A 25,354-nucleotide genomic window follows, 5' to 3' on the forward strand; every position below is an offset into this window, starting at 1 on the left:
AATCGAAAACGGCCAATGTCGTGGGTGTGCCTGGCCTTTTTTACGGCAAAAAAAAGCCGCTGAAGTCAGCGGCTTTAAGACAGATTCCCAGTGTAGAGCCCTGGAAAAAAGTCGAGGGAAATTCGGGTAAGCGGAGACTGCCTTTGCCGTCGCGCTCATCGATGCGTCAAATTAACGCAGGCGAGCGGTACGATACAGAGTGTAACAAGATAATGACTGTTGCCCAAATCGCAACAGTCAGAGGTTAGACCGGCAGGGTGATGCCAAACGTATTCCCACCGCCCTCGCTGCGCACGAACACATCACCGCCGTGCATCAAGGCAATCGCCTTGACGATGGCCAGTCCCAGGCCGTGATTGGCCCCGCTGTTGCTGCGCGACGCGTCCACCCGATAGAACCGTTCGAACAGGCGTGGCAGGTGCTCGCTGGCAATCGCGTCACCGGGGTTGGTCACGCCGATGGCCACCTGGTGCTCCTGCACCTCAATGTTCACAACGATGACCTGTCCGGGCGCGGTGTGTTGTACCGCATTGCTCAACAGGTTGATCAAGGCACGGCGCAGGTGGGCTTTTTCGATCTGCACCGTGGCATCGCCGCGTACCTGCACCTCGACTTGCGCGTCTTCGAGGATGAAGTCCAGGTAGTCGAGGGTGGTGGCCACTTCATCGGCCAGGGAGCTTTCGATCAGCTTGGTGGCCTTGCTGCCCTGGTCGGCGCTGGCGAGGAACAACATGTCATTGATGATTGAACGCAGGCGCTCCAGTTCTTCGAGGTTGGATTGCAGCACTTCGAAGTAATGCTCGGCCGACCGCCCGCGGGTCAGGGCGACCTGGGTCTGGCCGATCAGGTTGGTCAGCGGCGAGCGCAGTTCGTGGGCCACATCGGCGTTGAACGATTCCAGGCGCGAATAGGCCTGCTCGACGCGATCCAGGGTGGAGTTGAACGAGTTGACGAACTGGCTCAGTTCCGGCGGCAATGGCGACAGCTGCAGACGACCGGAGAGCTTGGGTGGTGCGAGTTTCTGTGCCTCATCCGAGAGCTTGCCCAACGGTTTGAGGCCGATGCGCGCGACCCAGAAACCCAATAACGAAGCGAGTACCACGCCGACCAATGCGAGGCTGACCAACGCGACCAACAGGTGGTGCTGGGTGGCCCGGAAATTCTCGGTGTCGATGGCGATCATGAAACGCAGCGGCGGGCGCTGATCCTTGGCCGGGAACTGGCTCACCAGCACCTTGAACGGGTATTTGCGCCCCGGCAAGCGCAAGTCGCGCTTGCCCGTCGGCCCCTCGGCAAAGGCGCGGATCTGCGCATCGGGGTTGCCGTATTCGTAGTTCGGATCACTGCTTACCACCCAGAAACGGATGCGTTTGTCTTCCTCGCCCAGCAACTTGAGCTTGGCTTGCATCTTCACCCAATGGTCCGGCGTGCCGAAGCGGTTGACCGAAGACTCCAACACGCTATAGCGCGCGTCCAACTCGGCGCCCGGCAACAAACCCAGGCTGCGGTCCACCTGCTGATACAGCGCGCCGCCGATCAACAGGAAGATCAACGCCGCTACCAGCGTGAACAGGCTGCTGAGGCGCAGGGCGATGGAGTTAGCCGACACTACGACTCTCCAGCACATACCCCATGCCCCGGATGGTGTGCAGCAGTTTGGTGTCAAACGGCCCATCGAGCTTGGCGCGCAGGCGCTTGATCGCCACTTCCACCACGTTGGCGTCGCTGTCGAAATTGATGTCCCAGACCATTTCCGCAATCGCGGTCTTGGACAGGATTTCGCCTTGGCGCCGCGCCAATACGCTGAGCAGCGAGAACTCCTTGGCAGTCAGATCCAGGCGCAGGCCGTTGCGGCTGGCCTTGCGGCTGATCAGGTCGATCCACAGGTCCGCGACGGTCACCTGCACCGGTTCATGCCCACCGCTTCGGCGGGTCAGGGCTTGCAGGCGGGCCACTAGTTCCAGGAAGGAAAACGGCTTGCCCAGGTAATCGTCGGCGCCTTCGCGCAGGCCACGAATGCGGTCTTCCACGCGTTCGCGGGCAGTCAGCATTATCACCGGCGTTTGCTTGCGCGCGCGCAGCGCTCGCAACACGCCAAAGCCATCAAGGCCGGGCAGCATTACGTCGAGCACGATTACCGCGTAGTCGTTTTCCAGCGCAAGGTGCAGGCCTTCGACGCCTTCGCGCGCCACGTCGACGGTGTAGCCTTGCTCCGTCAGGCCGCGGTGCAGGTAGTCCGCGGTTTTTTCTTCATCTTCAATAATCAGGACGCGCATGAGCCTTTTGCTCCAGGCCGGGGCCTCAGCCTCATTGTGTGGCCGCCAACGCAGGCGTTGGTTTGGGCTTGTGGAAAAACTTCTCAAGGTACAAGTATATGACCGGCGTGGTGAACAGCGTCAGCGCCTGGCTCACCAGCAGGCCGCCGACCACCGAGATACCCAGCGGCTGGCGCAGTTCCGCACCGGCGCCATAGCCGAGCATCAGGGGCAAGGCGCCGAGCAATGCGGCCAATGAGGTCATGATGATTGGCCGGAACCGTGTGATGCACGCTTCGAAGATCGCATCATGGGGCGACAGCCCCCGTGTGCGCTGGGCGTCCAGGGCGAAGTCGATCAGCAGGATACCGTTTTTCTTGACGATACCGATCAACAGCACCAGGCCGATCAGCGCCATGATCGAGAAGTCCTGGCCCAACAGCCACAACATGATCAGGGCTCCCAGGCCGGCAGAGGGCAACGTCGAGATGATCGTCAGCGGATGCACGAAGCTTTCATACAGCACACCGAGAATGATGTAGACCGCCACCAGCGCCGCAAGGATCAACCATGGTTGGCTGGCCAGCGAACTCTGGAACGCCTGCGCCGCCCCCTGGAAGTTGCCGATGATCGAGGCGGGCATGCCGATTTCGTTTTTCGCCTGGTTGAGCAGGATCACCGCGTCGCCCAACGCCACACCGGGCGCCAGGTTGAACGACAGGTTGGCGGCCGGGAACATGCCGTCGTGGCTGATGGACAGCGGGCCGACCGTAGGCGCATCGACGCTGGCGACCGCCGACAACGGCACCATTTCATTGGTCAGCGGCGAACGCAGGTAGAAGTAATTCAGGCTTTCGGCCTTGCCGCGCTGCTGGGTGTCCAGTTCCAGCACCACCTGGTACTGGTTGATTTCGGTCTGGAACTCATTGACCTGGCGTTGGCCGAAGGCATCGTAGAGCGCCTGGTCGACGTCGGTGGCGGTCAGGCCGAAACGTGCGGCGGCGCGGCGGTCGATGGTGATGTGGGTAATGCTGCCGCCCAGTTGCAGGTCGTTGGAGATATCGCGGAACGCGGGTATGGAGCGCAATTTTTCGGTCAGGCGCTGGGTCCAGGTGTTCAGCGTCGCGCCGTCGTTACTCTTGAGTACGTACTGGTATTGGCTACGGCTGGGGCCCGAGCTTAGGTTGATGTCCTGGCCCGCACGCAGGTACAGCACGATGCCCGGCACTTTGGCCAGCTTGGGGCGGATGCGATCGATGAATTGGCTGGCGGACACATCCCGGTCGCCTCGGGGAACAAGGGAAATCCAGAAGCGACCGTTGGCGATGGTCTGGTTGCTACCGGTCACGCCGACGGAGTGGGAGAACGCGCGCACAGCCGGATCAGCCTTCATGATCTCAGCCAGCGCCTTGTGCTTTTCGACCATGTCCGGGTAAGACACGTCCGCAGCCGCCTCGCTGGTGCCAAGGATGAAACCGGTGTCCTGTACCGGGAAGAATCCCTTGGGGATAAACACATAGCCGGCCACGGCCAGCGCCAGGGTCAGCATGAAAATGCCGGCCATGGTGCGTTGGTGGGCCAGGGCGCGGCGCAGGGTTCTTTCGTAGGCTGCCAGCAGCCTTTCACCAAAGCCGGGTTTGTCATGGGGACGATGGCTGGGCGCATTCATGAACAATGCGGCCAGGGTCGGCGCGAGTGTCAGGGACACCACCACGGAAATCAGGATGGTCGAGGTGGCGGTCAAGGCAAACTCCTTGAACAGCCTGCCGACCACGCCGCCCATGAACAGCAGCGGGATGAACGCCGCCACCAGGGACACGCTGATGGACACCACCGTAAAGCCAATTTCGCTGGAGCCCTTGATTGCCGCCTCGCGTTTGTCCAGCCCTGTCTCAAGGTGGCGATGGATGTTCTCCACCACCACAATCGCATCGTCCACCACAAACCCCACGGCCACCACGATGGCGACCAGGGTCAGGTTGTTCAGACTGAAGCCCATCACGTACATCAAGGCAAAACTGGCGATCAACGACACCCCCAGTACGCTGGACACAATCACGGTTGCCGACCACTGGCGCAGGAAAATCGCCATGACGCCGATCACCAGTAACACGGCGATCAACAGGGTCATCTCCACTTCGTGCAGCGAGGCGCGGATGGTGGTGGTGCGGTCCATCAACACGCTGACCTGCACCGAGGCCGGCAGCATGGCCTCCAGGCGCGGCAGTTCGGCCTGGATGCGCTCCACGGTCTCGACAATGTTGGCGCCAGGCTGGCGGGTGATCACCAGGTTGACGCCGGGCGTGTCCACGGCCCAGGCCTGAACGTAGGCGTTTTCCGAGCCATCAACCACCTTGGCCACGTCGCGCAGTTGAACAGGGGCGCCGTTCTTGTAGGAAACGATCAGGTCGCCGTATTCATCCGGGTGGAACAGTTGGTCGTTGGTTGCCAGGGTCGACACGCTGTTCTTGCCGTACAACGCACCTTTGGCCAGGTTCAGGCTCGATTGCTGGATCGCCAGGCGGATGTCGGCCAGGGTCAAGCCGATGGCGGCGAGCTTGTCGGGAGACGCCTGCACGCGAATCGCCGGGCGTTGCTGGCCGGTAATGTTGATCTGCCCGACGCCGTCGATCTGGCTGATCTGCCGGGCCAGCAGGGTTTCCACCAGATCGCTCAGTTCGGTGCCGGGCATGTCATGGGAGCTGACACTGACGATCAGCACCGGGCTGTCTGCCGGGTTGACCTTGCGCCAGGTCGGCAGGCTCGGCATGTCGCTCGGCAGTTTGCCGGCGGCGGTGTTGATGGCGGCCTGCACTTCCTGTGCAGCGGTGTCGATGCTCTTATCGAGGGTGAATTGCAGGGTCAGCAGGGTGGAGCCCAAAGCACTGCTGGACGTCATCTGGGTCATGCCGGGGATGGCGCTGAACTGCACCTCCAGCGGGGTCGCAATCGACGATGCCATGGTGTCGGGGCTGGCGCCGGGCAGTTGCGCGGTCACTTGGATCGTCGGGAATTCCGCTTCCGGCAAAGGGGCGATAGGCAGCTTGGGAAAGGCAATCAGCCCGAGCAGCACCAGGGCGAAGGTCAGCAACAGGGTGGCGACCGGGCGGTCGATACACCAGGCGGAAATTGATCCCCGCGATGTCGTCATGGCTGCACCTTGGCGTCAGCGGTCTGGATCGCCTGGGGTGGCTCTTTGAGAATGTCGACCTTGGCGCCGGCCTTGAGCCGCGACTGACCATCGCTGACCAGCACATCGCCAACCTGGATACCTTTGAGGATATTGCGGTCGCTGTCCTGATACACCACTTGCACCGGCACGATGTCGACCTTGTCGCCGTTGACGCGGTACACGAAGTGCGAGTCCAGGCCGCGTTGCACCACGCTGGGCGGCACTGCCAGGGCGTTGCGGTCGAGGGCGGTCTGGATCTTGATCGTCACCAGTTGGCCCGGCCAGAGTTTCTGCGTGCTGTTGCTGAATTCGGCCTTGGCGCGGATGGTGCCGGTGGTGCCGCTGATCTGGTTGTCGATCAGACTCAAGCGGCCCTGGCCCAGCAGGTCGGAGTTTTCACTTTCGGTATCGGCACCGAGGTAGGCGTCCACGCGTGCTGGATAAGCGGCCGCGATCAGGCCTTGCAGCGTCGGTAGCATCTGCTGCGGCAGGGAGAATTCGATGGCAATCGGGTCGATCTGGGTGACCGAGAACAGCCCCTGGGCATCGCTCATGCGCAGGAAGTTGCCTTCATCCACACTGCGGATGCCGACGCGGCCGGTGACGGGCGAGCGAATCTGCGTGTATGACAGCTGTACCTGGGCCGCGTCGATAGCGGCCTGATTACCTTGTATCGTGGCTTTCAACTGGTTGACCAGCGCCTGTTGCTGGTCATAGGTCTGCTTGGAGATGCCGTCATCAACGCTCAGTTCCTTGTAGCGCTTGAGGTTGACCACGGCCACTTGCAGCTGCGCCTGGCTCTCGCCCAGTTGCGCCTTGGCCTGGTCGAGGCTGGCGCGGATCGAGCGGTCATCGATGGTCGCCAATAGATCGCCAGCCTTGACCAGTTGCCCTTCCTTGACCAGCAATCGCGTGAGGATGCCGTCGATTTGCGGGCGGATGACCACGCTGTGCAACGACAGCACCGAGCCGATGCCCGTGACGTAGCGTGGCAAATCCTGTTCCACCACTTTCATCACGCGGACCGGCACGGCCGTGGAGGCGACCAGCTTGGTCTTGGCGGGCCGGGTCAGCGCCCAGGCCGCCACGGCCAGTAGGATGAGGACTCCCACGATCACTGCAGTTTTTCTTCTAGGAATGTGCATGCGGTAAGGCGCCAGGACGAAGGGAAAGAGATGGGGTGAGTATTTATAGCCTGCGGACCCGGTCAGTAAAGTGACCGCTATCTGACAGCCGCGTCAGTAAAGGCCTGACCACTCGTACGACGCAGGTCAAAGATTTGCGTTGCGCAGGTATACTTCCTACATACGTGGCCCTTAATGTGTGCCCGCATCACTTCCTGCACGCCCCGGAGCTTTCATGACATCCCCGACACAATCCCCTGTTGAAGCGACCGATCTCGTCGATTCGGCCAGCGCCGATGGCGTTGAAAAAGCCGAGATCCCGGCGTTCAAGTTTCCTTTCAAGCCGGGTGAGCTGGAGGGGAGCAAGAATAACGCCCAGCCCTGGTACAAGAATGGCGCCAAGAACGGTCATACCAAGACTCCAGGCATGGCACCGCCGGGCACTCGCCGCTCCATGGGTAAACGTTAAGAATAATTCGCTGCAATATTTCGCGGACGTTGCCTACGCTGATCGCCGAACTTTCTGCTTGTAGGCCTGCGATCCTTTCTTGAAAGCTTGCACAGTTTCTGTCCAGCCCTGATTTTTTACCCGGCTGGGCAGGAGGGAGCTCTTTCCGGAAAAGGACGTATCCTGTGGCCTTTGTACGCCTGTGTGTAGCGCTTGCCCTGTTACTTGCAGTGGATGCCGTCGCGGGCCTGGATCAACCGCGACGTGAAATCCGTTTCGCCGTCGCCGCTCTATTTCCGCCTTTCCAGAGCCGCAATCCGCAAGGGCAGTTGGTCGGCCTGAATATCGAGTTGGGAAATGCCCTTTGCCAGCAGTTGAATGTGCGCTGTACCTGGGTCGACCAGGTGCTGGTGGAGAACTTCACAGACCTTGAAGCCCGCCAATTCGACGCAATCATGGGGATCGCGCCAACCCCGAAGCGGCGGCGCTGGGTGAGTTTCACCGATATCCTCTATCCCTTCACGACACGGCTGGTGGCACGCCGAGACTCAGGGCTGACGCCAACCACAACGTCCCTCAAAGGCAAGCGGGTCGGTGTGTTGCTGGGCAGTAATCGCGAAGCCTTCGTTCGGACTCAGTGGGCCGGAAAAGGGGTGATCATCAAAAGCTTCTGGCTCAACGACGAATTGATCCGCAGCCTGGTGGCAGGCGATATCGATGCAACCTTGCAGGGCACCGTCGAAATGCGCAGCGCGTTGCTCGACACAGCAGCCGGCGAGGATTTCGACTTCATGGGCGCCGCCGTATCCGCCGAGATGTTGGGTGATGGCGTATCGATTGCGCTGCGCAATACCGACACGGCCTTACGCACGGAGCTCAACCGCGCCCTCGAACAGCTCAAGCACAATGGCGAATACCAACGGATCCTTGCGCCTTATCGATTGGCCCCACAATGATGGCTAATTAATTGCGCGGAACATGAGCTGGATCAGTATTTGCCCTCTCGGTGCGCTTAGAGTCGACGCCCTGCCGACTCCTCCAACAATCACGAGCGCGCTTCTCCATGAAGATCAATCTGCCGGTCACCGGTCGGAATGTGGACTTTGCCCCCGACGCCAACATCCTTTCGACCACCGACCTGACCAGCGCGATAACCTACGCCAACCAGGATTTCATCGACATCAGCGGCTATAGCCGTGACGAGTTGCTGGGCATGCCGCATAACGTGCTGCGTCACCCGGATATGCCACCCGAGGCATTTGCCCATATGTGGCAAACCCTCAAGGGCGGGCGGTCGTGGATGGGCATGGTGAAAAACCGTTGCAAGAACGGCGATCACTATTGGGTCAGCGCCTATGCCACGCCGGTCACCCGTGACGGAGCGACGGTGGAGTATCAATCGGTGCGTACCAAGCCGGATGCCCGCAGGATTGCCCTGGCAGAGCGGGCCTACGCACGCTTGCGAACCGGCAAGCGCCCGGCGTGGCCGGCCATCGGCATGGGCATGAAACTGGTGGCGTGGGTCGCCGTCACCTGTGGTGGGACCTGGGCGCTGGGCCTGGGCTTGGTGGAATACGCGTTGCCTTGGCAATTACTGGCGCTGTTGGTGGGCTGTGCGGTCGGAGTTGTGGGTGTGCAAGTGATCCTGCGGCCCCTGGCCCAGTTGCAAACGCGGGCGCGCCGTATCGCCGACAACCCCTTGAGCCAGGCGATCTACACCGGACGCCGCGACGAGTGCGGGCAGGTCGAGTTTGCCTTGCATATGCTCGAAGCCCAGGTGGGCGCTGTGGTGGGCCGTATCGGCGATGCGTCCCAGCGCCTGTCCGGCCATGCCGCGCAATTGGTGCGGCACCTCGACAGCAGCCACGCCAGTAGCTTGGGGCAGCAAACCCAGACCGACCAAGTGGCGGCGGCGATCCACCAGATGGCCGCCAGTGTGGCCGAAATGGCCAATCATGCGCAGCAGGCGTCCAAGGCTGCCGACCAGGCTGGCACCGAAACCCGCGAAGGCCATCAGCGGGTGGATCAAAGCCGTGATGCCGTGTTGCGCCTGTCCCAGGAACTGGCGCGGGCGACTGAGGTGATCCACCAGTTGGAAAGCCACAGCGAAGAGATCAGCAGCGTGCTGGAAGTGATCCGCACGATTGCCGAGCAGACCAACCTGCTGGCGCTGAATGCCGCTATCGAGGCTGCGCGCGCGGGAGAGCAGGGGCGCGGGTTTGCCGTGGTGGCCGATGAAGTACGCGGCCTGGCCCAGCGCACCCAGCAATCGACCGATGAAATCCAGCGCATGATCAGCACCCTGCAAGGCGGCGCGCGGGACGCGGTGCAGGCCATGGCGCAAAGCAGTGAGCATGTCGAGGCCAGTGTCGAACAAGCGCAACGGGCCGCCGCCGCGCTGGATGGCATCAGCCAGCGCGTCACGCAAATCACCGCCATGAGCCAGCAGATCGCAACAGCTGTGGAGGAGCAGAGCGCGGTGAGCGAAGACATCAACCGCAATATCGTCGGCATCCGAAACGCCGGGGAGGCCACCGTCAGCGCCGGGCAGCAGAGCCAGCTCAGCTCAAGCGATGTGGCGGCGTTGGCGGAGGATTTGCGTCAGTTGGCGCGAGAGTTCTGGTCTAAGCCGCGCGTAGCGGGATAAACGCATAGTTGGCCGGCACCTCGGTGGCAATCTGCGCCCCGGCACCCAACACCTGTTCGGCGATATCCATTCCCGACACATGGAACACCCATTCATTGGCCACGGACGGCTGATTCATCGCCAACTCAATCGCCTGGGCGAAGGCGCCCATGTCCGGCAAGTAAGCGGTAAATCCATCACCCTTGAGCGCCGTGGTGCGAATGCCCAGCAAAGCGCACACCGCCTCTTTGGTCTGCACATCGTCGCGGTCGGCCTGGCGCGAGCGGCGGATCAGTTCAGCCAGTTCCTGGTCCATCAGCTCACCGCCGGCGATCAGCGCCGGCCCCTGTTCCCAGGATTCTGGCGGGCAATCCTTGGCGGCGGGGTTCAACGGGATATGCGGGTTGATTTCCATCGGGTAGATGCGGCACACCAATGGGCGGCGCTCATAGATGCGGCACAGGTTGTCTTCGTCAAGATTCCGGCAGCGTCCGGCGTTGTAGGCGGCAAAGGTGATTGCCACAAACGCCTCGGTATTGCCGCTGGGCACCACCACCGAACGGCGCTCGGCATGTTCGCGTTGCTGCTGGGGCAGGCCCAGGCCATTGCCCAGGAAACCTTCCACCAGAACGATGACGTTACCGCCGTCCGCCGCCCACATCCGGGCTTCTGCGAGGGTCAGGGGCACGTGGTGGTCGGAGCAGCATTTGCCGCAACCAACGCAGGAAAATTGAGTATTCATGGCGGATCTGTCACCAGGCTAGGTCAGAGGGCACGCAAGAACGGTGACGGGTTTTTACCTCTGTTCACCGATTCGCTCTCTGGAAGCAAGTTACACGCCAGTGCGTGTCAGTCCTGGCTGACTAAGTCGCGTAGGACAAATGTCATCCCCGCGCTTTCATACAGCTGGCGAGCACGCCCATTGCTCTCCAGCACCTTGAGGTCCACATAGGGCTCACCGCGTTGCTTGAACACCTGGAAGCTGTGCAGCAACAGGGCACGCCCCAGCCCTTGGCCTTGGGCGCAAGGGTGAATGGAGAGGTTCTTGATAAAGGCACTGGTCCAGCATTGGGCCACGCCGAGAATGCCGTCGTTGTTGCTGACCACCAGGCACAGGGTGGGATCGAACTCGGCATCGGTGGTGAATTGGTGTCGCCAGGTTTCCAGGTTGGGCACGCGACCGCCGCCCTGTTCCTGGGTCAGGCACAACACGGCATGAATCGCTGGCGCCAGGTCGTCTCGGTAGTGGTCCAGCTGCACCCCGGCGGGCCATTGCGGGGCGGGCAGGCTGCCAGTGAGGTCGCGCCGCAGCAGTTGGAAATAATCGCTCACAGGCCTTTTTGCGCCACCGTTTGCGCGGCCACCACCAGGCACTTGGTCAGCTCTGGCGATGAGAATTTGGTCAGTACTGCGTCGGCGCCGGCCAAGCGGGCTTTTTCGCTGTTCATCGCACTGTCCAGGGAGGTGTGCAGCAGTACATAGAGGTGTTGGAAATCCGGGGTTTCGCGCAGGGTACGGGTCAGGGCGTAGCCATCCATTTCCGACATTTCGATGTCCGACACCACCACATTGATCTGCTCGACCGTGCCTTGCAGCTCCAGCAACACATCGATGGCTTCCTTGGCACTGCGCGCGGTGTGGCAGGTGAGGCCGAGGTTACGCAGAGTGTGCACCGATTGCTGCAGGGCGACCTGACTGTCGTCCACCACCAGGATGCGCGCGTTGCCGAGTACTTCGGCTTCTTCCATGGTCAGGTCGGTTGGCGCCGCTTCGATTGGTGCCGGCGCGATGCCGTGGATGACTTTCTCGATATCCAGCACCTGCACCAGGCCGCCTTCCACCTGGGTGACCCCGGTGATGAAAGCGCGGTTGCCGCCAGAACCATAGGGCGGTGGGCGGATGTCGGTGGTCAGGCAATGCACGATCTTACTCACCGCCTGCACGTGCAACCCTTGCTTGGAGCGGCTCACGTCGGTGACGATCAGGCAGCCGCCGTCGGGGTCTGCCAACGGCATTTCGCCGAGGGCGCGGCTCAGGTCGATCACCGCCAGCGAGTTACCGCGCAGGGTGGCGATGCCTTTGACGTGTGGGTGGGACTCCGGCAGCTTGGTCAGCGGCGGGCAGGGAATGATTTCGCTGACTTTCAGCAGGTTGATCGCCATCAGCTTGCCGCTGCGCAAGGTAAAGAGCAGAAGCGAGAGTGAGTCTGCGCGGGCTTTGGTGGTGGACATAAAAACCTTCTGTGGATCAGGGATGACGATCTATGGAAGGTTATCGACTTGAGGGGCCCATGCTTTAGGGGCATGGGCCCTTAAAGTCAGCCCTTCCACACCTGCGGGTTCACCAGGTCCTGCGGACGTTGGCCCAGCAGGGCGCTGCGCAGGTTTTCCAGGGCGCGGTTGGCCATGGCTTCGCGGGTTTCGTGGGTGGCCGAGCCGATGTGCGGCAAGGTCACGGCATTGCTCAGTTGGAACAGCGGCGACTCGGCCAGAGGCTCCTGCTCATACACATCCAGCCCGGCGCCACGGATTGTCTGGTTTTGCAGGGCTTCGATCAGCGCCGGCTCGTCGACTACCGGGCCACGGGAGATGTTGATCAGGATCGCGCTGGACTTCATCAAGCCCAGCTCGCGGGTGCTGATCAGGTGACGGGTCTTGTCGCTCAACGGCACCACCAGGCAGACGAAATCCGCCTCGGCCAGCAACTGATCCAGGCTGCGAAACTGTGCGCCCAGTTCCTGCTCCAGTGCCAGCTTGCGGCTGTTGCCGCTGTACAGGATCGGCATGTTGAAACCCAGGCGCCCACGCCGCGCCACGGCCGCACCGATGTTGCCCATGCCGACGATGCCCAGCGTTTTGCCATGCACGTCGCAACCGAATAACGGCGCGCCGACGCTGGCTTTCCACTGGCCGGCCTTGGTCCAGGCGTCCAGCTCGGCCACCCGGCGGGCGCTGCTCATGAGCAGGGCGAAGGCCAGGTCGGCGGTGCTTTCGGTGAGCACGTCGGGGGTGTTGGTGAGCATGATCCCGCGTTCGTTGAAGTACGCCACATCGTAGTTGTCGTAGCCTACCGACACGCTGGACACCACTTCCAACTTGCTCGCGCCCTGCAACTGTTCGCGCCCCAGCTTGCGGCCCACGCCGATCAGGCCGTGGGCGTGGGGCAGGGCTTCATTGAATTGAGCGTTGAGGTCGCCCAGCTTGGGGTTGGGCGCGATCACCTCGAAATCCTGTTGCAGGCGTTCGATCATTTCCGGGGTGACGCGGCTGAAGGCGAGGACAGTCTTTTTCATTGCAGGCGGGCTCATCGACTACGGAAGAATGCCAAGCACGCTAACATTCCTGTTGCGGATTGTCAGTTCGCCATCCGCACGCCGCTGAGGCTGCCACTCAACTCATACGCCACCAGTTCCGCCTGGTGTGCCGCCAGAATCTCCGGCAGCGAGCCGCGCAAGTATTCCACCCAGGTCTTGATCTTCGCATCCAGGTATTGGCGCGACGGATAGATGGCGTACAGGTTCAGTTCCTGGGAACGGTAGTTGGGCATCACCCGCACCAGGGTGCCGTTGCGCAGGCCTTCGATGGCCGCGTACACAGGCAACAGGCCGACGCCCATGCCGCTGGTGATCGCGGTTTTCATTGCATCGGCCGAATTCACCAGGAACGGCGAGGTGTTGATCGCTACGCTTTCCTGGCCTTCGGGGCCGTTGAAGGTCCATTTATCCAACTGGATCACCGGGCTGACCAGGCGCAGGCAGGCGTGGTTGAGCAAGTCCTGTGGGCGCTGGGCGCAACCTTTGGCCTTGACGTAATCCGGCGAGGCACACGCGATGCTGTAGGTGATGCCCAGGCGCTGGGACACAAAACCCGAGTCCGGCAGCTCGCTGGCCAGCACGATGGAGACGTCGTAGCCCTCATCGAGCAGGTCCGGCACGCGGTTGGCCAGGGTCAGGTCGAAGGTCACGTCCGGATGGGTGCGGCGGTAGCGCGCAATCGCATCAATGACGAAGTGCTGGCCGATACCGGTCATGGTGTGCACTTTCAACTGCCCGGCGGGGCGCGCGTGGGCGTCGCTGGCTTCGGCCTCGGCTTCCTCGACGTAGGCCAGGATCTGTTCGCAGCGCAGCAGATAACGTTTGCCGGCCTCGGTCAGCGCGATGCGGCGGGTGGTGCGGTTGAGCAAGCGGGTTTGCAGGTGGGCCTCAAGGTTGGAGACCGCGCGCGACACATTGGCCGTGGTGGTATCCAGTTGCACGGCGGCGGCGGTGAAGCTGCCAGCTTCGGCCACGCAACTGAAGGCGCGCATGTTTTGCAAAGTGTCCATGGAGTGTTCTCAGGGGAGATAACAAATTGTGACAGAAAGTTACGCCGTCCAGTGATCCCTACCAACGGATTATCGCCTGAACGGTAACAAAGATTCACAGGAATACCAGCTTATCGTCCTTCATGCCGCCCCCTAGAATTGCGCCACCTACCCCGCACCACCACCTCAGGAAGTCGCCTGCCGTGCCGCGTCGCATCAACAGAGAGCTGAAGACTCTCAGTGTTTGGGCTCTATCGTTAGCAATCAGCGGCTGCATCGGAACCGGAGGAATCGCCCCACAAGGCCAATCTCTCGACGCCAACCACCTGGCCACCGACGAAGCCATCCAGAGTGCCGCCCAGGACGCCCGCTGGCCCACCGGGCAATGGTGGCAAGCCTACGGCGACCCGCAACTCAATCGCTGGGTCGAGCTGGCCACGCAACACAGCCCGAGCCTGGCCATGGCCGCCGCGCGAGTGCGTGAAGCGCGGGCCATGGCTGGGGTTGCCGAGTCGGCCGAGTCGCTGCAGATCAACAGCGACACCACCCTCAAGCGCCACAACTGGCCGAAGGATCAGTTCTATGGTCCCGGCGAGCTGAGCGGTGCCAACACCTGGGATAACAATGCGTCCCTGGGCCTGAGTTACGCCCTCGACCTGTGGGGCCGCGAAAGCAATGCCACCGAGCGCGCGGTCGACCTGGCGCACATGAGCGCCGCCGAAGCGCGTCAGGCCCAGCTCGAATTGCAGAACAACATAGTGCGCGCCTATATCCAGTTGTCGTTGCATTACGCCAACCGCGATATCGCCGCAGCGACCCTGGCACAACAGCAGCAGATCCTCGACCTGGCCAACAAGCGCCTGAATGCCGGGATCGGCACCCACTTCGACGTCAGCCAGGCCGAAACCCCGTTGCCGGAAACCCATCGCCAACTGGACGCCCTCGACGAAGAGATCGCCCTGAGCCGTAACCAGCTGGCGGCCCTGGCGGGCAAAGGCCCGGGGGAAGGCGCGCAGTTGCAACGCCCGCGCCTGTCCCTGGCCGCACCGTTGAAATTGCCGTCGAGCCTGCCCGCGCAGTTGCTCGGCCAACGCCCGGACGTGGTTGCCCGCCGCTGGCAAGTCGCGGCCCAGGCCCGTGGTATCGATGTGGCCCACGCCGGTTTCTACCCCAACGTCGACCTGGTCGGCAGCCTCGGCTACATGGCCACCGGTGGCGGCATGCTGGAATTCCTGGCGGGCAAGAAATTCAACTACAACGTGGGACCTGCGATCACCTTGCCGATCTTCGACGGTGGCCGCCTGCGTGCGGAGCTGGGCGAGGCCAGCGCCGGTTATGACATCGCCGTCGCCCAGTACAACCAGACCCTGGTCAATGCGCTCAAGGGCATCAGCGACCAATTGATCCGCCGCGAATCGATGGACAAGCAAGCCGCCTTCGCCGCGCAGTCGGTGGCCTCGGCGCAGAAGACCTACGACATCGCGATGATCGCCTATCAACGTGGCCTCACCGATTACCTGAATGTGCTGAATGCGCAGACCTTGCTGTTTCATCAGCAACAGATCGAGCAACAGGTGCAGGCCGCTCGCCTGAGCGCCCACGCCGAACTGGTGACGGCCCTGGGCGGCGGCCTCGGCGCTGGCAACGATGTGCCGCAAGACGCCAAGACCCTTCCGAGCAAGACCCCAGCGGCGCTGGCCGTATTTGATCACTGAGTAGGATGCGATGACTCCCTTGCCTGCACCGCTGCGCTGGCTGCATGCCCTTGAGTGGCGCCGTGGCTTTTTCGACTGGGCACGCAGCGACGGCGTGACCTGGGTGTATATCTTCAAGGTACTGGTCGCCGCGTTTCTGACGTTGTGGCTGGCCATGCGCCTGGAACTGCCGCAACCGCGCACAGCGATGATCACCGTATTTATCGTCATGCAGCCGCAAAGCGGCCAGGTGTTTGCCAAGAGTTTTTATCGCTTCCTTGGCACCTTGGCGGGGTCGGCGGTGATGGTGTTGTTGATTGCCTTGTTTGCGCAGAACACCGAGTTGTTCCTCGGCGCCTTGGCGATCTGGGTCGGCATCTGCACCGCCGGTGCCACGCGCAATCGCAACTTTCGCGCCTATGGTTTTGTGCTGGCCGGTTATACGGCGGCGATGGTCGGGTTGCCGGCCCTGGCGCATCCGGACGGCGCCTTCATGGCGGCGGTGTGGCGGGTGCTGGAAATCTCCCTGGGGATTCTGTGTTCCACCCTGGTAAGTGCCGCGATCCTGCCGCAAACCAGCAGTGCCGCCATGCGCAACGCCTTGTACCAGCGCTTCGGCGTGTTTGCGCTGTTCGTCACCGACGGCCTGCGTGGGCGCAGCCAGCGTGAGGGTTTCGAGGCCAGCAACGTGCGGTTTATCGCCGAAGCGGTGGGCCTGGAGGGGCTGCGCAGCATCACGGTGTTTGAAGACCCGCACATGCGTCGGCGCAACGGCCGGCTCAGTCGCCTCAATAGCGAGTTCATGAGCATCACCACACGCTTCAATGCCTTGCACCAATTGCTGGAGCGCTTGCGCACGGATGAGGCGGACCATGTGGTCGCGGCCATCAAACCCGGCCTGCAGGATCTTGCCGAACTGCTCGATGGCTTCTCCGACCGCGCGCTCACCAGCCCGGACGCGGCACGCTTGGTCAACCAACTGAGCGCCTACAAGGACGGCCTGCCCGCCAAGGTCCGCAGCCTGCGTGCGGCCTTTCAGGAAGAGCACCCGAGCGAAGCCGAACAGCTGGATTTCCACACCGCCTACGAGCTGCTTTATCGCTTCGTTGATGATGTGCACAACTACGCGCAAACCCACGCGTCCCTGGCTGACCACAGCCATGAGCGCGAGCAGTGGGACGAAACCTTCATCCCCAAGACCAACTGGCTGGCCTGCGCCGCCTCGGGGATTCGCGCGTCATTCATTCTCATCGTCTTGGGCAGCTATTGGGTGGCCACCGCCTGGCCCAGCGGCGCGACCATGACCTTGATCGCAGCCGCTACGGTGGGCTTGTCCGCCGCCACGCCGAACCCGAAACGCATGGCGTTCCAGATGGCGTGCGGAACCTTGATCGGGGCCCTGGTGGGCTTTGTCGAAATGTTCTTCGTGTTCCCCTGGATCGACGGTTTCCCACTGCTGTGCGTGATGCTTGCGCCGGTGATCATCTTTGGCGCGTTCCTCGCCTCGCGCCCGCAATACGCGGGTGTCGGCGTGGGGCTGCTGATTTTCTTCAGCACCGGCTCGGTGCCAGACAACCTGACGGTCTACAACCCCTACACCTTCATCAACGACTACATCGCCATGGTCATCGGCATGCTGGTGTGCGCGGCGGCGGGGGCGATCATCCTGCCGCCCAACAGCCGCTGGTTGTGGCGGCGGTTGGAGCAGGACCTGCGCGAGCAAGTGGTGTATGCGATTAGCGGCAAGCTCAAGGGCTTGGCGTCGAGTTTCGAAAGCCGCACCCGTGACTTGCTGCACCAGGCCTACGGTCTTGCCGTCGGCCAGCCACAAGTGCAGCGCGACCTGCTGCGCTGGATGTTCGTGGTGCTGGAAGTCGGCCACGCGATCATCGAGTTGCGCAAGGAACAGGCGATTCTGCCAGTGCATCCGGCGTACGCCGAATCCCAGCCGTGGCGCCAGGCGATCCGCGTGATGGGCCGCTCGCTGGTGCGGCTGTTCCTGCAACCGAGCGCGAGCAACCTGGAGCGTGGCCTGATCGCGGTCGACCATGCGATCAGCCGCGTGCAGGCCACCGACGAACCCTTCGCCCCGCACTTCGACACCTCGGCCCTGCGCCGGGTGAAAAGCTATCTGCACTTTATCCGCACCTCGCTGCTGGACCCGCAATCGCCGCTGGCTGCCCTTAAAGGATCCCCGCATGCCCCGTGAAATCGCCTTCCACGGCGTGTACATGCCGACCATGACCCTGATGTTCCTGATCGCAGCCGTATTGGCCTGGGCGCTTGATCGCTTCCTGGCCGGGTTCGACCTGTACCGTTTTTTCTGGCATCCGGCGTTGCTGCGCCTGAGCCTGTTCGTTTGCCTGTTCGGCGCCCTGGCGCTGACCGTCTACCGTTGAGAATGCCCCGATGAAAAAGTTTTTCAGCCTGCTCGCGACCTTGCTGGTGTTGGCCTTGGCCATCTGGATTGGCCGCACGTTGTGGGTGCACTACATGCAAACCCCGTGGACCCGCGACGGGCGTGTGCGTGCCGATATCATCAACGTCGCCGCCGACGTCACCGGTGAGGTGGTTGACGTACCGGTGCGTGACAACCAACTGGTGAAAAAGGGTGACCTGCTGATGCAGATCGACCCCGAGCACTACCGCATTGCCGTCAAGCAGGCGCAATCGCTGGTGGCGTCGCGCAAAGCCACCTGGGAAATGCGCAAGGTCAATGCCCATCGCCGCGCCGACCTCGATGCGCTGGTGATCTCCAAGGAAAACCGCGACGACGCCAGCAACATCGCCGACTCGGCGCTGGCCGATTACCAACACGCGCTTGCGCAGCTGGAAGCCGCCGAACTCAATTTGAAACGCACCCAAGTGGTGGCGGCCGTCGATGGTTATGTCACCAACCTCAATGTGCATCGCGGCGACTATGCGCGCATCGGTGAGGCCAAGATGGCCGTGGTGGATATGAACTCGTTCTGGGTGTATGGCTTCTTCGAAGAAACCAAGCTGCCCCACGTCAAGGTCGGTGATAAAGCCGATATGCAATTGATGAGCGGCGAAACCCTGAAGGGCCACGTAGAAAGCATCTCGCGTGGCATCTACGACCGCGACAACCCCGAAAGCCGCGAGCTGATCGCCGATGTGAACCCGACCTTCAACTGGGTGCGCCTGGCCCAGCGGGTGCCGGTGCGGATTCATATCGATGAAGTACCGGAAGGGGTGTTGTTGGCGGCGGGGATTACTTGCACCGTCATCGTCGATCAGACACAAAACTGAAACGGCGTTAAGCCTTGATAAACGTTTCATGCAAATGGCGCCACAGCAACGCGCCACTGGCCTGCTTCTCGAACACCACCGTGGCACGGCGGTCCGTCTGTGTACCGCTGGCATCCACCTGATGTTCGCGATAGGTCACCGTGGCGCCACGCGCATGGCGATCGATGCCGGCCATTTCGCTCAAGGTTATTTTCAACCCCGGGCGCATGCCGCCCAACCGTGTAAACAGGGCGTTGACTCCGGCCGCGTTGACCCGTGTACCGGTCGCCGGGGCGACCATGCTGAATTCCGGGGAGAAACGGGCTAGCAAGTTCTGCAAGGTGCCCTCGGGTGCAACCCCGGCAAACCATTGCTCGATCTCGACGTGCGTCTGGATCACTTCTTCAAAAAAGTCGCTGTAGTCGATCATCACAAACTCCGTTCCAATCCAAAGCGTTTCTTCAAAACGCGCTCCAATAAACCTTTGGGCAGTAACGCGGCCATCAACGGTAACGCTCGGCTGCCATTTCCGGCGCGCAGCAAACGCGGTGGCGCGGGTTGCTGTACGCCCTTGAGCACTTGCGCGGCAAACCGGTGGGCCGGGGTAGGGTTGTCTTGCGAGGCCTGGGAGCGGGCGCGGATGCCGTCGCGCAGCGGCCACCAGGGGGACTGTTCGTTGATCAACAGTTCGGCCTGGGCCCCGGCGTTTTTGGCGAAGCTCGTATCAATAGCTCCTGGCTGCACCTCCATCACCCGCACGCCAAAGGGTGCCAGTTCCATGCGCAGCGCATCGCTCAAGGCGTGCACGGCCGCTTTCGACGCGCAGTAGGCGCCCGCAAACGGCGTTACCAGCACACCGGAAACACTGCCGATATTCACTACCAATCCCTGGCTGCGGCGCAGGGCCGGGAACAACGCCTGGGTCACGCCGACGATGGAGAACACGTTGGTTTCGAATTGACGTTGCATCGCTTCGGTGCCGCCGTCGAGCAACGGACCCATGGCGCCATAACCGGCGTTGTTGACCAGTACATCCAATTCGCCCAATGGCTCGGCCAGGCGTTGCAGGGCGGCGCTGTCGTTGACATCCAGTTCAACGGCGTTGAAGCCTGCCGCGGCGAGGGCGGCGACATCTTCCGGGCGGCGGGCGCTGGCCCAGACGGCGTAGCCGGCGGCTTTGAATGCGTCCGCCAGGGCGCGGCCGATGCCGCTGGAACAACCGGTGATCAGTACGTTGGGCATGGATCGATCCTTAATCAGTCCGAGAAACTGCCTTGCAGGTGCTCGGCACGAAATTCCAGGGTTTGCGCGCGGTAGCCGGGGCGCAAAGGCGGAGTGGGCAGGCAGTCTTCCCAGGTGGCGCCGGCTTGCAACTCACCGGGGCCGCGATAGCGTGGGGCGGTGTAGACGTTGTCCGCGAGGTTCACCGTATCGCCCGGCGCATACGCAGCGACGCGCCAGCGCAGTTCGGTAAGCGGCACATCGTTGCCGTTGTTCAGCGTCAGTTTGAGCGGGCGGTCGGCGGGGCATTCGTCGGCGGCGTAGGTGATGCGCAGGTCAAGGCGGGCCAGTTGGGAGGCTTCGCGGTTGTCCAGCCAGACTACCCAGATCGCCACGAACCCCAGGCCGACGGCGGCAGCCAACGACACCGGCAAGGCTTTGGCTGGGTAGCGCAGCAGCAGAACCAGCCAGGTGATGATCAGTAGGACGCCGAAGAACATGATGACAACCTCATATGCGGATAAAACATCCTACCTGCGGGTTGGGCTTGATGCCTATTGCGGCTTGCGCTCTTGAGGGCGCGCAGCTGTTTATTTTTTAGAGACAGGAACCGGTTTCGAGATTTTTCCACTGAGGTTGGGCACGGAAGGAAGCACTTGCAAAACCAGGACGGTCCTTAACCTAAAACTTGCAAAGCGAGATTTTTATGACCGTTTCAACTATTTCGACACCCGTACTGACGTCTCCAATTGCGCCAACACCTTTGGCAACCGCCGCACCAGCGCCCACCCAGACGGGGGCAACCCATCCTGAACATGAGGCCAGTTCATCCATGGTACCTCGTATGCAAAACCTAGGGCTTACGAACCTGCGGCAGACGTTGATGCAAGGCATCAACGAGCACCTTGCTTCATACGTCTCTCCGCGGCTTTCCATGCTGCCGAACTCGGACGAAGCCCAAGCAGCTGCCATGACGATCTTTGGGGGAGTGGCAAAAACGGTTGGGAAGAACATGGCGAAAACGGGGGGGGCAACCACAAAAGCCGTCGGTACGGCTTTAATGTGGGGGGGCAAAACTGCCGAGAAAATTGGCAAGGCCGAGTATAAAGAAGCGGGTAAGGACAACAGCAGCGGCAGTTACAACGCCTTTGCCCCGCGTAACTGGGCGAAGTAGAACTAAGGAGTCCTCTGCCCAGCCGCCTTCGGGTAAACGACGCGGTCGGCTGGGCGAGAGGGAACCTGATGACTCATTTTTTCCACAGATCGAACATAGGGAAATACAGACTACCCAAGTGGGTATCACCGCAATCTGACCCAGTGAGACGAACTATGATCGCATCAGCCATTATTGTCCCGGCCGTGACCTCTGCACTTGCCTCTGTGGCATCTTCTCTTATCCTTCCCCAGCGAACGACCGATGCTGGCGCGTCCGCGCAAACGAGTGCGAACGCGTCCTGTCGCCCGTTGGATCGAAGACAAGGTCAGAAACTGACGAGCTTGCAGCAACAGATACTGGAATCGTCCCAGAATTGTTTCCCGAAGACGCGCCCTGACAGCGCCAGTGTGAACGCCCAAAAAGCCAAGGGGGTCGGGATTGCCATGGGCGGTGCTGTGGTCAAGGACGTTGGACATACGATTGCCAACAGTCACGGTACGCTCGGCAAAGTCTTGGGTACGGCGATGGCTTTGGGGGGACAGGTTGCCCAGTTGTACGGGGCTGAAAAAATCCAAAATGCTGACCGTCGCTAACGGCGCTCACAATGCCTGCGGGGTATTCGCGGCATTAAAAAGCCCCCGCCCAACCGGCTGCGGATAGGGGACGCAGTCGGCTGGACGGGGGCTTCTTGTACGACTCTTTTACTGCGCGATAGTTTTCACCGACACGTCACGTTCAACCGGCGTCGAGCGACCGTAGATATCTTCAAAGCGCTCGATATCGTCTTCACCCAAATAGCTGCCCGATTGCACTTCGATGATCTCCAACGGGATCTTGCCCGGGTTGCGCAGGCGGTGCACCGAGGCGATCGGGATGTAGGTGGACTGGTTCTCGGTGAGCAGGAACACGTTCTCGTCGCAGGTCACTTCGGCAGTGCCGCTGACCACGATCCAGTGCTCGGCGCGGTGGTGGTGCATCTGCAGCGACAGGCACGCGCCCGGCTTGACCGAGATGTGCTTGACCTGGAAGCGACCGCCCATGTCCACCGAGTCGTAGGAGCCCCACGGACGATAGACTTCGCAGTGGTTCTGGGTTTCGCTGCGGCCCTGGTCGTTGAGGGTCGAGACCATCTGCTTGACGCCCTGGACCTTGTCCTTGTGGGCAATCATCATCGCGTCTTTGGTTTCCACCACCACGATATTGTCCAGGCCGATCACCGATACCAGTTTGCCGTTGCCGTGGATCATGCAGTTGCGGCTGTCCTGGATCACCACGTCGCCTTTGCTCACGTTGCCGTGCACGTCTTTGTCGTTGACGGCCCACAGCGACGCCCAGCAACCCACGTCGCTCCAACCGGCACTCAACGGCACCACGCAGGCGCGCTGGGTTTTTTCCATCACGGCGTAGTCGATGGAATTGTCCGGGCAGCAGGCGAAGGTGGCTTCGTCGAAAGATACGGTGTCGGCGGTCTGCTCGCTGCGTTCCAGGGTCAGCAGGCAGGTGTCGTAGATGTCCGGGTCGTGCTTTTTCAGTTCTTCGAGGAAGCGGCTGGCGCGGAACAGGAACATGCCGCTGTTCCAGAAGTAACCGCCGCTTTTGACAAACTCCACGGCGCGCTTTTCATTGGGTTTTTCCACGAACTGCTCGACGCGGCTCACGCCCTCGGGCAGCAGCGAATCGTTGGTGGACTTGATGTAGCCATAACCGGTTTCCGGACGGGTGGCCGGTACGCCGAACAGCACCATCTCGCCACGCTCGGCGGCCACGGTGGCCAGGGCCAGGGCGCGTTGCAGGGCTTTCTGGTCGTCGATCACGTGGTCGGCGGGCAGCACCAGCATCAACTCGTCGCGGCCTTCATTGACCAGCATCATCGCAGTGAGGGCCACGGCCGGCGCAGTGTTGCGGCCGAACGGCTCCATCAGGATGCGCTGGCTTTCCAGCTTGCGGGCGGCCAGTTGCTCATTGACGATGAAGCGGTGGTCCTTGTTGCAGACCACGATCGGGGTGTCCATGCCTTCGAACACCAGGCGTTCCAGGGTTTGCTGGAACAGCGTGTGCTCGCCGGTCAGGGCCAGGAATTGTTTAGGGAACTGTTTACGGGAAAGCGGCCAAAGACGTGAGCCGCTACCACCGGAAAGGATTACTGGGATCATGGGTGTTTCTCCTTGAATCGATTTGGGTCAGAGCTACGAAGGTTTGTCGTTTCACTCTTGTTTTTGTCTCGGTCCGGGTTGGCCTTAACCAACCCGGAAAATGGTTTAGCGGGTCGACACGGGGCGTTTCACCCAGACTGGCGACAGGCTCGAACCGGAACCGGTGACGTACAGCACCGCTGCCTCACCACGCTCCAGGGCTACGGGCTTCACATCGCCAACTTTCTTGTCACCGTCATACAACGCCAGGCTCACTTTCACCGGGTTGATTTCACGCTCGCCACGGCCTTTGGCAGCGACTGCCTTGACCACATCGGTCTTGCCGTCAGCCGTCTTCAAGGTCAGGGCCTTGTCGCTGAGGTTCTGCACGCGCACCAGGGACTTCTGCTTGTTTTTGAACGGTGGCTCTTCGATCAGTTGTGGCTGGCCGCTGCCGCTGTTGACCAGGGTGTAGTAGTGGTCCGGGGCGAGTTTGACCGGCACGGTCTGGCTGCCGACCTTGGCGCTGTAGTCACCGCCGGGCATGAAGCTGAAGTCGCTGCTGGCCAGTGGCGCAACGTCGCTCAGGTTGGTGGCGCCGACGGTGGCGCTGACTTCCTGGTTGCTGGCGTTGTAGATCCGCACGAAGCTCGAGCCTTTTGGCGCGGTAGGGCCGTACAGGGCTGCGTCGCCACCGGCGAAGGCGGACATCGATACGAAGCTCAGGCCGGCCGCGATAGCCAGAGTTTTAGCGAGACGACGAGGAGTTGTAGTGAAAGTCATGTGAGTTACCTCTCTTTCAGTTTTGCGCCCGGTCGGGCGTCTCGGATTGAGTGTTGATAGCCATGTTCTGTTGGCGCGAACCGGCTTGTTTAAGCTGCGCAACCCACGCGGGGTCGGCATCACCGATTTCGTTGTTCACGGGCAGATAACGTTCAGGAAACTCCCAGATCAGCACCTGGGGCGGGCTGTTCTTGAAATCATCGCTTTTCAGGTAGCTGAGCATCGGCAGGATCGGGCCATGGCCGTCTTCGGCGTAGCTGACCACGTCGCTGCCCAGGGCTTGCTTGAGGGCACCGACGAAGTTCCAGTTGGGGTTGGCGCTGTAGCTGGTGCCCACCAGGGCCACTGGGGTTTCGCTGTCGCTGAACAGGGCGTCGTCACCTTTGGTTTCGGCCAGGTGCGTCACGCGTTTTTCCAGCGGCTCTTTAGGTGGCATCAGGTTTTCAAACAGCGGGTCCAGCGGCAGGAACAGACGCAGGTCGCCTTTATGTGGCTCGGTTTTTTCCGCTTCGGTGACAAAGCGCTGTGGCTCGCCGCTCAGTGGCGTCTTGTCGGCGATGGTCTTGGCCAATTGCTTGGCGGCGATTTCAGCACCGTCCGGAGTCCAGTGGGTGTCAGTACGCAAGAACACTTGCTTGCCGCCGAGCTTGGCCTGTTGCAGCGGGCCGAGCAGGTCCGGGGCGATGATCTTGTCGGCGGCGACACGGGCGTGGAAGTCGTCGTAGAGGTTGGCGTGGATGCTCGCCGGTTTCACTTCACCCAGGTGTTCCGGGTACAGGCGCACCTTGGCCGGCACGATCGCCATCACCAGTTGAATGCCTTGGGCCTTGAGCTTCTGACGCACGCCTTCGACCAGCGCGTAGTTGCCTTGCAGGTTCTGCTCTTCGTTGACGGCGGGGTTGAACTCCTCGTCGCTGTACAACCAGTGATCGCGGCCCAGCACCACGCCAGGGCGGCCTTCATTGAACAGCTTGTAGTCCAGCGCCGCCCACAGGTTGGTGCCGATGCGCTTGATCGGGAACTCGTCGTCGTAGTGGGTCTCGACGGCTTTGGTCCAGCGACCGTTGAGCACAGTGGCGTCGGCATTGGTGCTGAAGCCGAAGAAACTGCGCAGCGACCAGGCGCCCAGGGCCAGCAGCACCACCAGGAACAGGCCGATATAGAGGACGCGTAATGAACGGGTCATGGTCGG

23 protein-coding genes and 2 pseudogenes are annotated in these 25,354 nt (G+C 61.7%); 10 read left to right on the plus strand and 15 right to left on the minus strand.

The features are described from left to right. Positions 1-244: 244 nt before the first annotated feature. Genes OZ428_RS06090 through OZ428_RS06105 form a run of 4 tightly spaced genes read right to left on the minus strand, consistent with a single transcriptional unit; the run spans position 245 to position 6,572 of the window. Entirely contained in the window at positions 245-1,609 is a 1,365-nt protein-coding gene (locus OZ428_RS06090) for a heavy metal sensor histidine kinase (protein ID WP_033899492.1), read from the minus strand. Then, positions 1,599-2,276, minus strand: a complete 678-nt coding sequence (locus tag OZ428_RS06095; RefSeq protein ID WP_033899495.1) for a heavy metal response regulator transcription factor — start codon at positions 2,274-2,276, stop codon at positions 1,599-1,601. Before OZ428_RS06095 ends, OZ428_RS06090 begins: the two co-directional genes overlap by 11 nt. Before the next feature lie 31 nt (positions 2,277-2,307). Continuing rightward, positions 2,308-5,406, minus strand: a complete 3,099-nt coding sequence (locus OZ428_RS06100; protein ID WP_033899497.1) for a multidrug efflux RND transporter permease subunit — start codon at positions 5,404-5,406, stop codon at positions 2,308-2,310. Next, positions 5,403-6,572, minus strand: a complete 1,170-nt coding sequence (locus tag OZ428_RS06105; protein ID WP_269132882.1) for an efflux RND transporter periplasmic adaptor subunit — start codon at positions 6,570-6,572, stop codon at positions 5,403-5,405. Before OZ428_RS06105 ends, OZ428_RS06100 begins: the two co-directional genes overlap by 4 nt. A 214-nt stretch (positions 6,573-6,786) precedes the next feature. Between OZ428_RS06105 and OZ428_RS06110 the strand changes: the two genes are divergently transcribed. The 4 genes and pseudogenes from OZ428_RS06110 to OZ428_RS34610 form a co-directional block, all read left to right on the plus strand. Then, on the plus strand, positions 6,787-7,020 hold the full coding sequence (locus tag OZ428_RS06110; RefSeq protein ID WP_033899501.1) for a hypothetical protein: 234 nt from the start codon (positions 6,787-6,789) through the stop codon (positions 7,018-7,020). Between the two features lie 164 nt (positions 7,021-7,184). Beyond that, entirely contained in the window at positions 7,185-7,955 is a 771-nt protein-coding gene (locus OZ428_RS06115) for a transporter substrate-binding domain-containing protein (RefSeq protein ID WP_269132883.1), read from the plus strand. 107 nt (positions 7,956-8,062) lie between these two features. Continuing rightward, positions 8,063-8,344: pseudogene (locus OZ428_RS34605) on the plus strand (PAS domain-containing protein); the annotation flags it as partial. Between the two features lie 300 nt (positions 8,345-8,644). Then, a pseudogene (locus OZ428_RS34610) lies at positions 8,645-9,646 on the plus strand (methyl-accepting chemotaxis protein); the annotation flags it as partial. Here the strand turns inward: OZ428_RS34610 and OZ428_RS06125 are convergent. The 5 genes from OZ428_RS06125 to OZ428_RS06145 form a co-directional block, all read right to left on the minus strand. Then, positions 9,624-10,367 (minus strand): YkgJ family cysteine cluster protein, encoded by a 744-nt coding sequence (locus OZ428_RS06125; protein ID WP_269132885.1) that lies wholly within the window; start codon positions 10,365-10,367, stop codon positions 9,624-9,626. The pseudogene OZ428_RS34610 and the gene OZ428_RS06125 overlap by 23 nt on opposite strands. Before the next feature lie 107 nt (positions 10,368-10,474). Continuing rightward, the gene (locus OZ428_RS06130; protein ID WP_061435364.1) at positions 10,475-10,957 is read right to left on the minus strand and encodes a GNAT family N-acetyltransferase; all 483 of its coding nucleotides are present in this window, start codon (positions 10,955-10,957) and stop codon (positions 10,475-10,477) included. Beyond that, positions 10,954-11,856 carry a chemotaxis protein CheV gene (locus OZ428_RS06135; RefSeq protein ID WP_016974976.1) on the minus strand — a complete coding sequence of 301 codons (903 nt, stop codon included), beginning with the start codon at positions 11,854-11,856 and terminating at the stop codon, positions 10,954-10,956. The genes OZ428_RS06130 and OZ428_RS06135 overlap by 4 nt, the downstream gene beginning before the upstream one ends. 86 nt (positions 11,857-11,942) lie before the next feature. Further along, entirely contained in the window at positions 11,943-12,917 is a 975-nt protein-coding gene (locus OZ428_RS06140) for a 2-hydroxyacid dehydrogenase (protein WP_133074617.1), read from the minus strand. A 62-nt stretch (positions 12,918-12,979) separates the two neighbouring features. After that, positions 12,980-13,948 (minus strand): LysR family transcriptional regulator, encoded by a 969-nt coding sequence (locus tag OZ428_RS06145; protein ID WP_016974978.1) that lies wholly within the window; start codon positions 13,946-13,948, stop codon positions 12,980-12,982. Positions 13,949-14,130: 182 nt separating this feature from the next. Between OZ428_RS06145 and OZ428_RS06150 the strand changes: the two genes are divergently transcribed. Genes OZ428_RS06150 through OZ428_RS06165 form a run of 4 tightly spaced genes read left to right on the plus strand, consistent with a single transcriptional unit; the run spans position 14,131 to position 18,891 of the window. After that, entirely contained in the window at positions 14,131-15,642 is a 1,512-nt protein-coding gene (locus OZ428_RS06150) for an efflux transporter outer membrane subunit (RefSeq protein WP_269132886.1), read from the plus strand. Between the two features lie 10 nt (positions 15,643-15,652). Next, positions 15,653-17,830 carry an FUSC family protein gene (locus OZ428_RS06155; protein WP_269132887.1) on the plus strand — a complete coding sequence of 726 codons (2,178 nt, stop codon included), beginning with the start codon at positions 15,653-15,655 and terminating at the stop codon, positions 17,828-17,830. Further along, a complete protein-coding gene (locus OZ428_RS06160) occupies positions 17,820-18,020 on the plus strand; it encodes a DUF1656 domain-containing protein (protein ID WP_012722318.1) in 201 nt (66 codons plus the stop codon). Before OZ428_RS06155 ends, OZ428_RS06160 begins: the two co-directional genes overlap by 11 nt. 10 nt (positions 18,021-18,030) lie before the next feature. After that, positions 18,031-18,891 carry an efflux RND transporter periplasmic adaptor subunit gene (locus tag OZ428_RS06165; protein WP_269132888.1) on the plus strand — a complete coding sequence of 287 codons (861 nt, stop codon included), beginning with the start codon at positions 18,031-18,033 and terminating at the stop codon, positions 18,889-18,891. A 7-nt stretch (positions 18,892-18,898) separates the two neighbouring features. Here OZ428_RS06165 and OZ428_RS06170 read toward each other — a convergent pair whose 3' ends face one another. The 3 genes from OZ428_RS06170 to OZ428_RS06180 are packed head-to-tail and all read right to left on the minus strand — an operon-like array spanning position 18,899 to position 20,591. Beyond that, positions 18,899-19,300 (minus strand): hypothetical protein, encoded by a 402-nt coding sequence (locus tag OZ428_RS06170; RefSeq protein ID WP_058414244.1) that lies wholly within the window; start codon positions 19,298-19,300, stop codon positions 18,899-18,901. Beyond that, positions 19,300-20,112, minus strand: coding sequence for an SDR family oxidoreductase (locus OZ428_RS06175; protein WP_269132889.1), 813 nt, complete (start codon positions 20,110-20,112; stop codon positions 19,300-19,302). The genes OZ428_RS06170 and OZ428_RS06175 overlap by 1 nt, the downstream gene beginning before the upstream one ends. Before the next feature lie 14 nt (positions 20,113-20,126). Next, a complete protein-coding gene (locus OZ428_RS06180) occupies positions 20,127-20,591 on the minus strand; it encodes a multidrug transporter (protein WP_269132890.1) in 465 nt (154 codons plus the stop codon). Between the two features lie 206 nt (positions 20,592-20,797). Here OZ428_RS06180 and OZ428_RS06185 point away from each other — a divergent pair, with 206 nt between their 5' ends. After that, positions 20,798-21,265, plus strand: coding sequence for a hypothetical protein (locus tag OZ428_RS06185; RefSeq protein ID WP_269132891.1), 468 nt, complete (start codon positions 20,798-20,800; stop codon positions 21,263-21,265). A 155-nt stretch (positions 21,266-21,420) separates the two neighbouring features. Beyond that, the gene (locus OZ428_RS06190; protein ID WP_133074610.1) at positions 21,421-21,840 is read left to right on the plus strand and encodes a hypothetical protein; all 420 of its coding nucleotides are present in this window, start codon (positions 21,421-21,423) and stop codon (positions 21,838-21,840) included. A 108-nt stretch (positions 21,841-21,948) separates the two neighbouring features. Here the strand turns inward: OZ428_RS06190 and OZ428_RS06195 are convergent, their stop codons facing one another. The 3 genes from OZ428_RS06195 to OZ428_RS06205 form a co-directional block, all read right to left on the minus strand. Continuing rightward, positions 21,949-23,400: a mannose-1-phosphate guanylyltransferase/mannose-6-phosphate isomerase gene (locus OZ428_RS06195; RefSeq protein WP_269132892.1), complete on the minus strand. Its 1,452-nt coding sequence runs from the start codon at positions 23,398-23,400 to the stop codon at positions 21,949-21,951. A 105-nt stretch (positions 23,401-23,505) separates the two neighbouring features. Beyond that, entirely contained in the window at positions 23,506-24,162 is a 657-nt protein-coding gene (locus tag OZ428_RS06200; RefSeq protein ID WP_033899560.1) for an alginate O-acetyltransferase AlgF, read from the minus strand. A 16-nt stretch (positions 24,163-24,178) separates the two neighbouring features. Then, positions 24,179-25,348, minus strand: a complete 1,170-nt coding sequence (locus tag OZ428_RS06205; protein WP_269132893.1) for an alginate O-acetyltransferase — start codon at positions 25,346-25,348, stop codon at positions 24,179-24,181. Between the last annotated feature and the right edge of the window lie 6 nt (positions 25,349-25,354).

It is taken from the genome of Pseudomonas sp. GXZC, assembly GCF_026967615.1.
Classification (GTDB): Bacteria; Pseudomonadota; Gammaproteobacteria; order Pseudomonadales; family Pseudomonadaceae; genus Aquipseudomonas; species Aquipseudomonas azotoformans_A.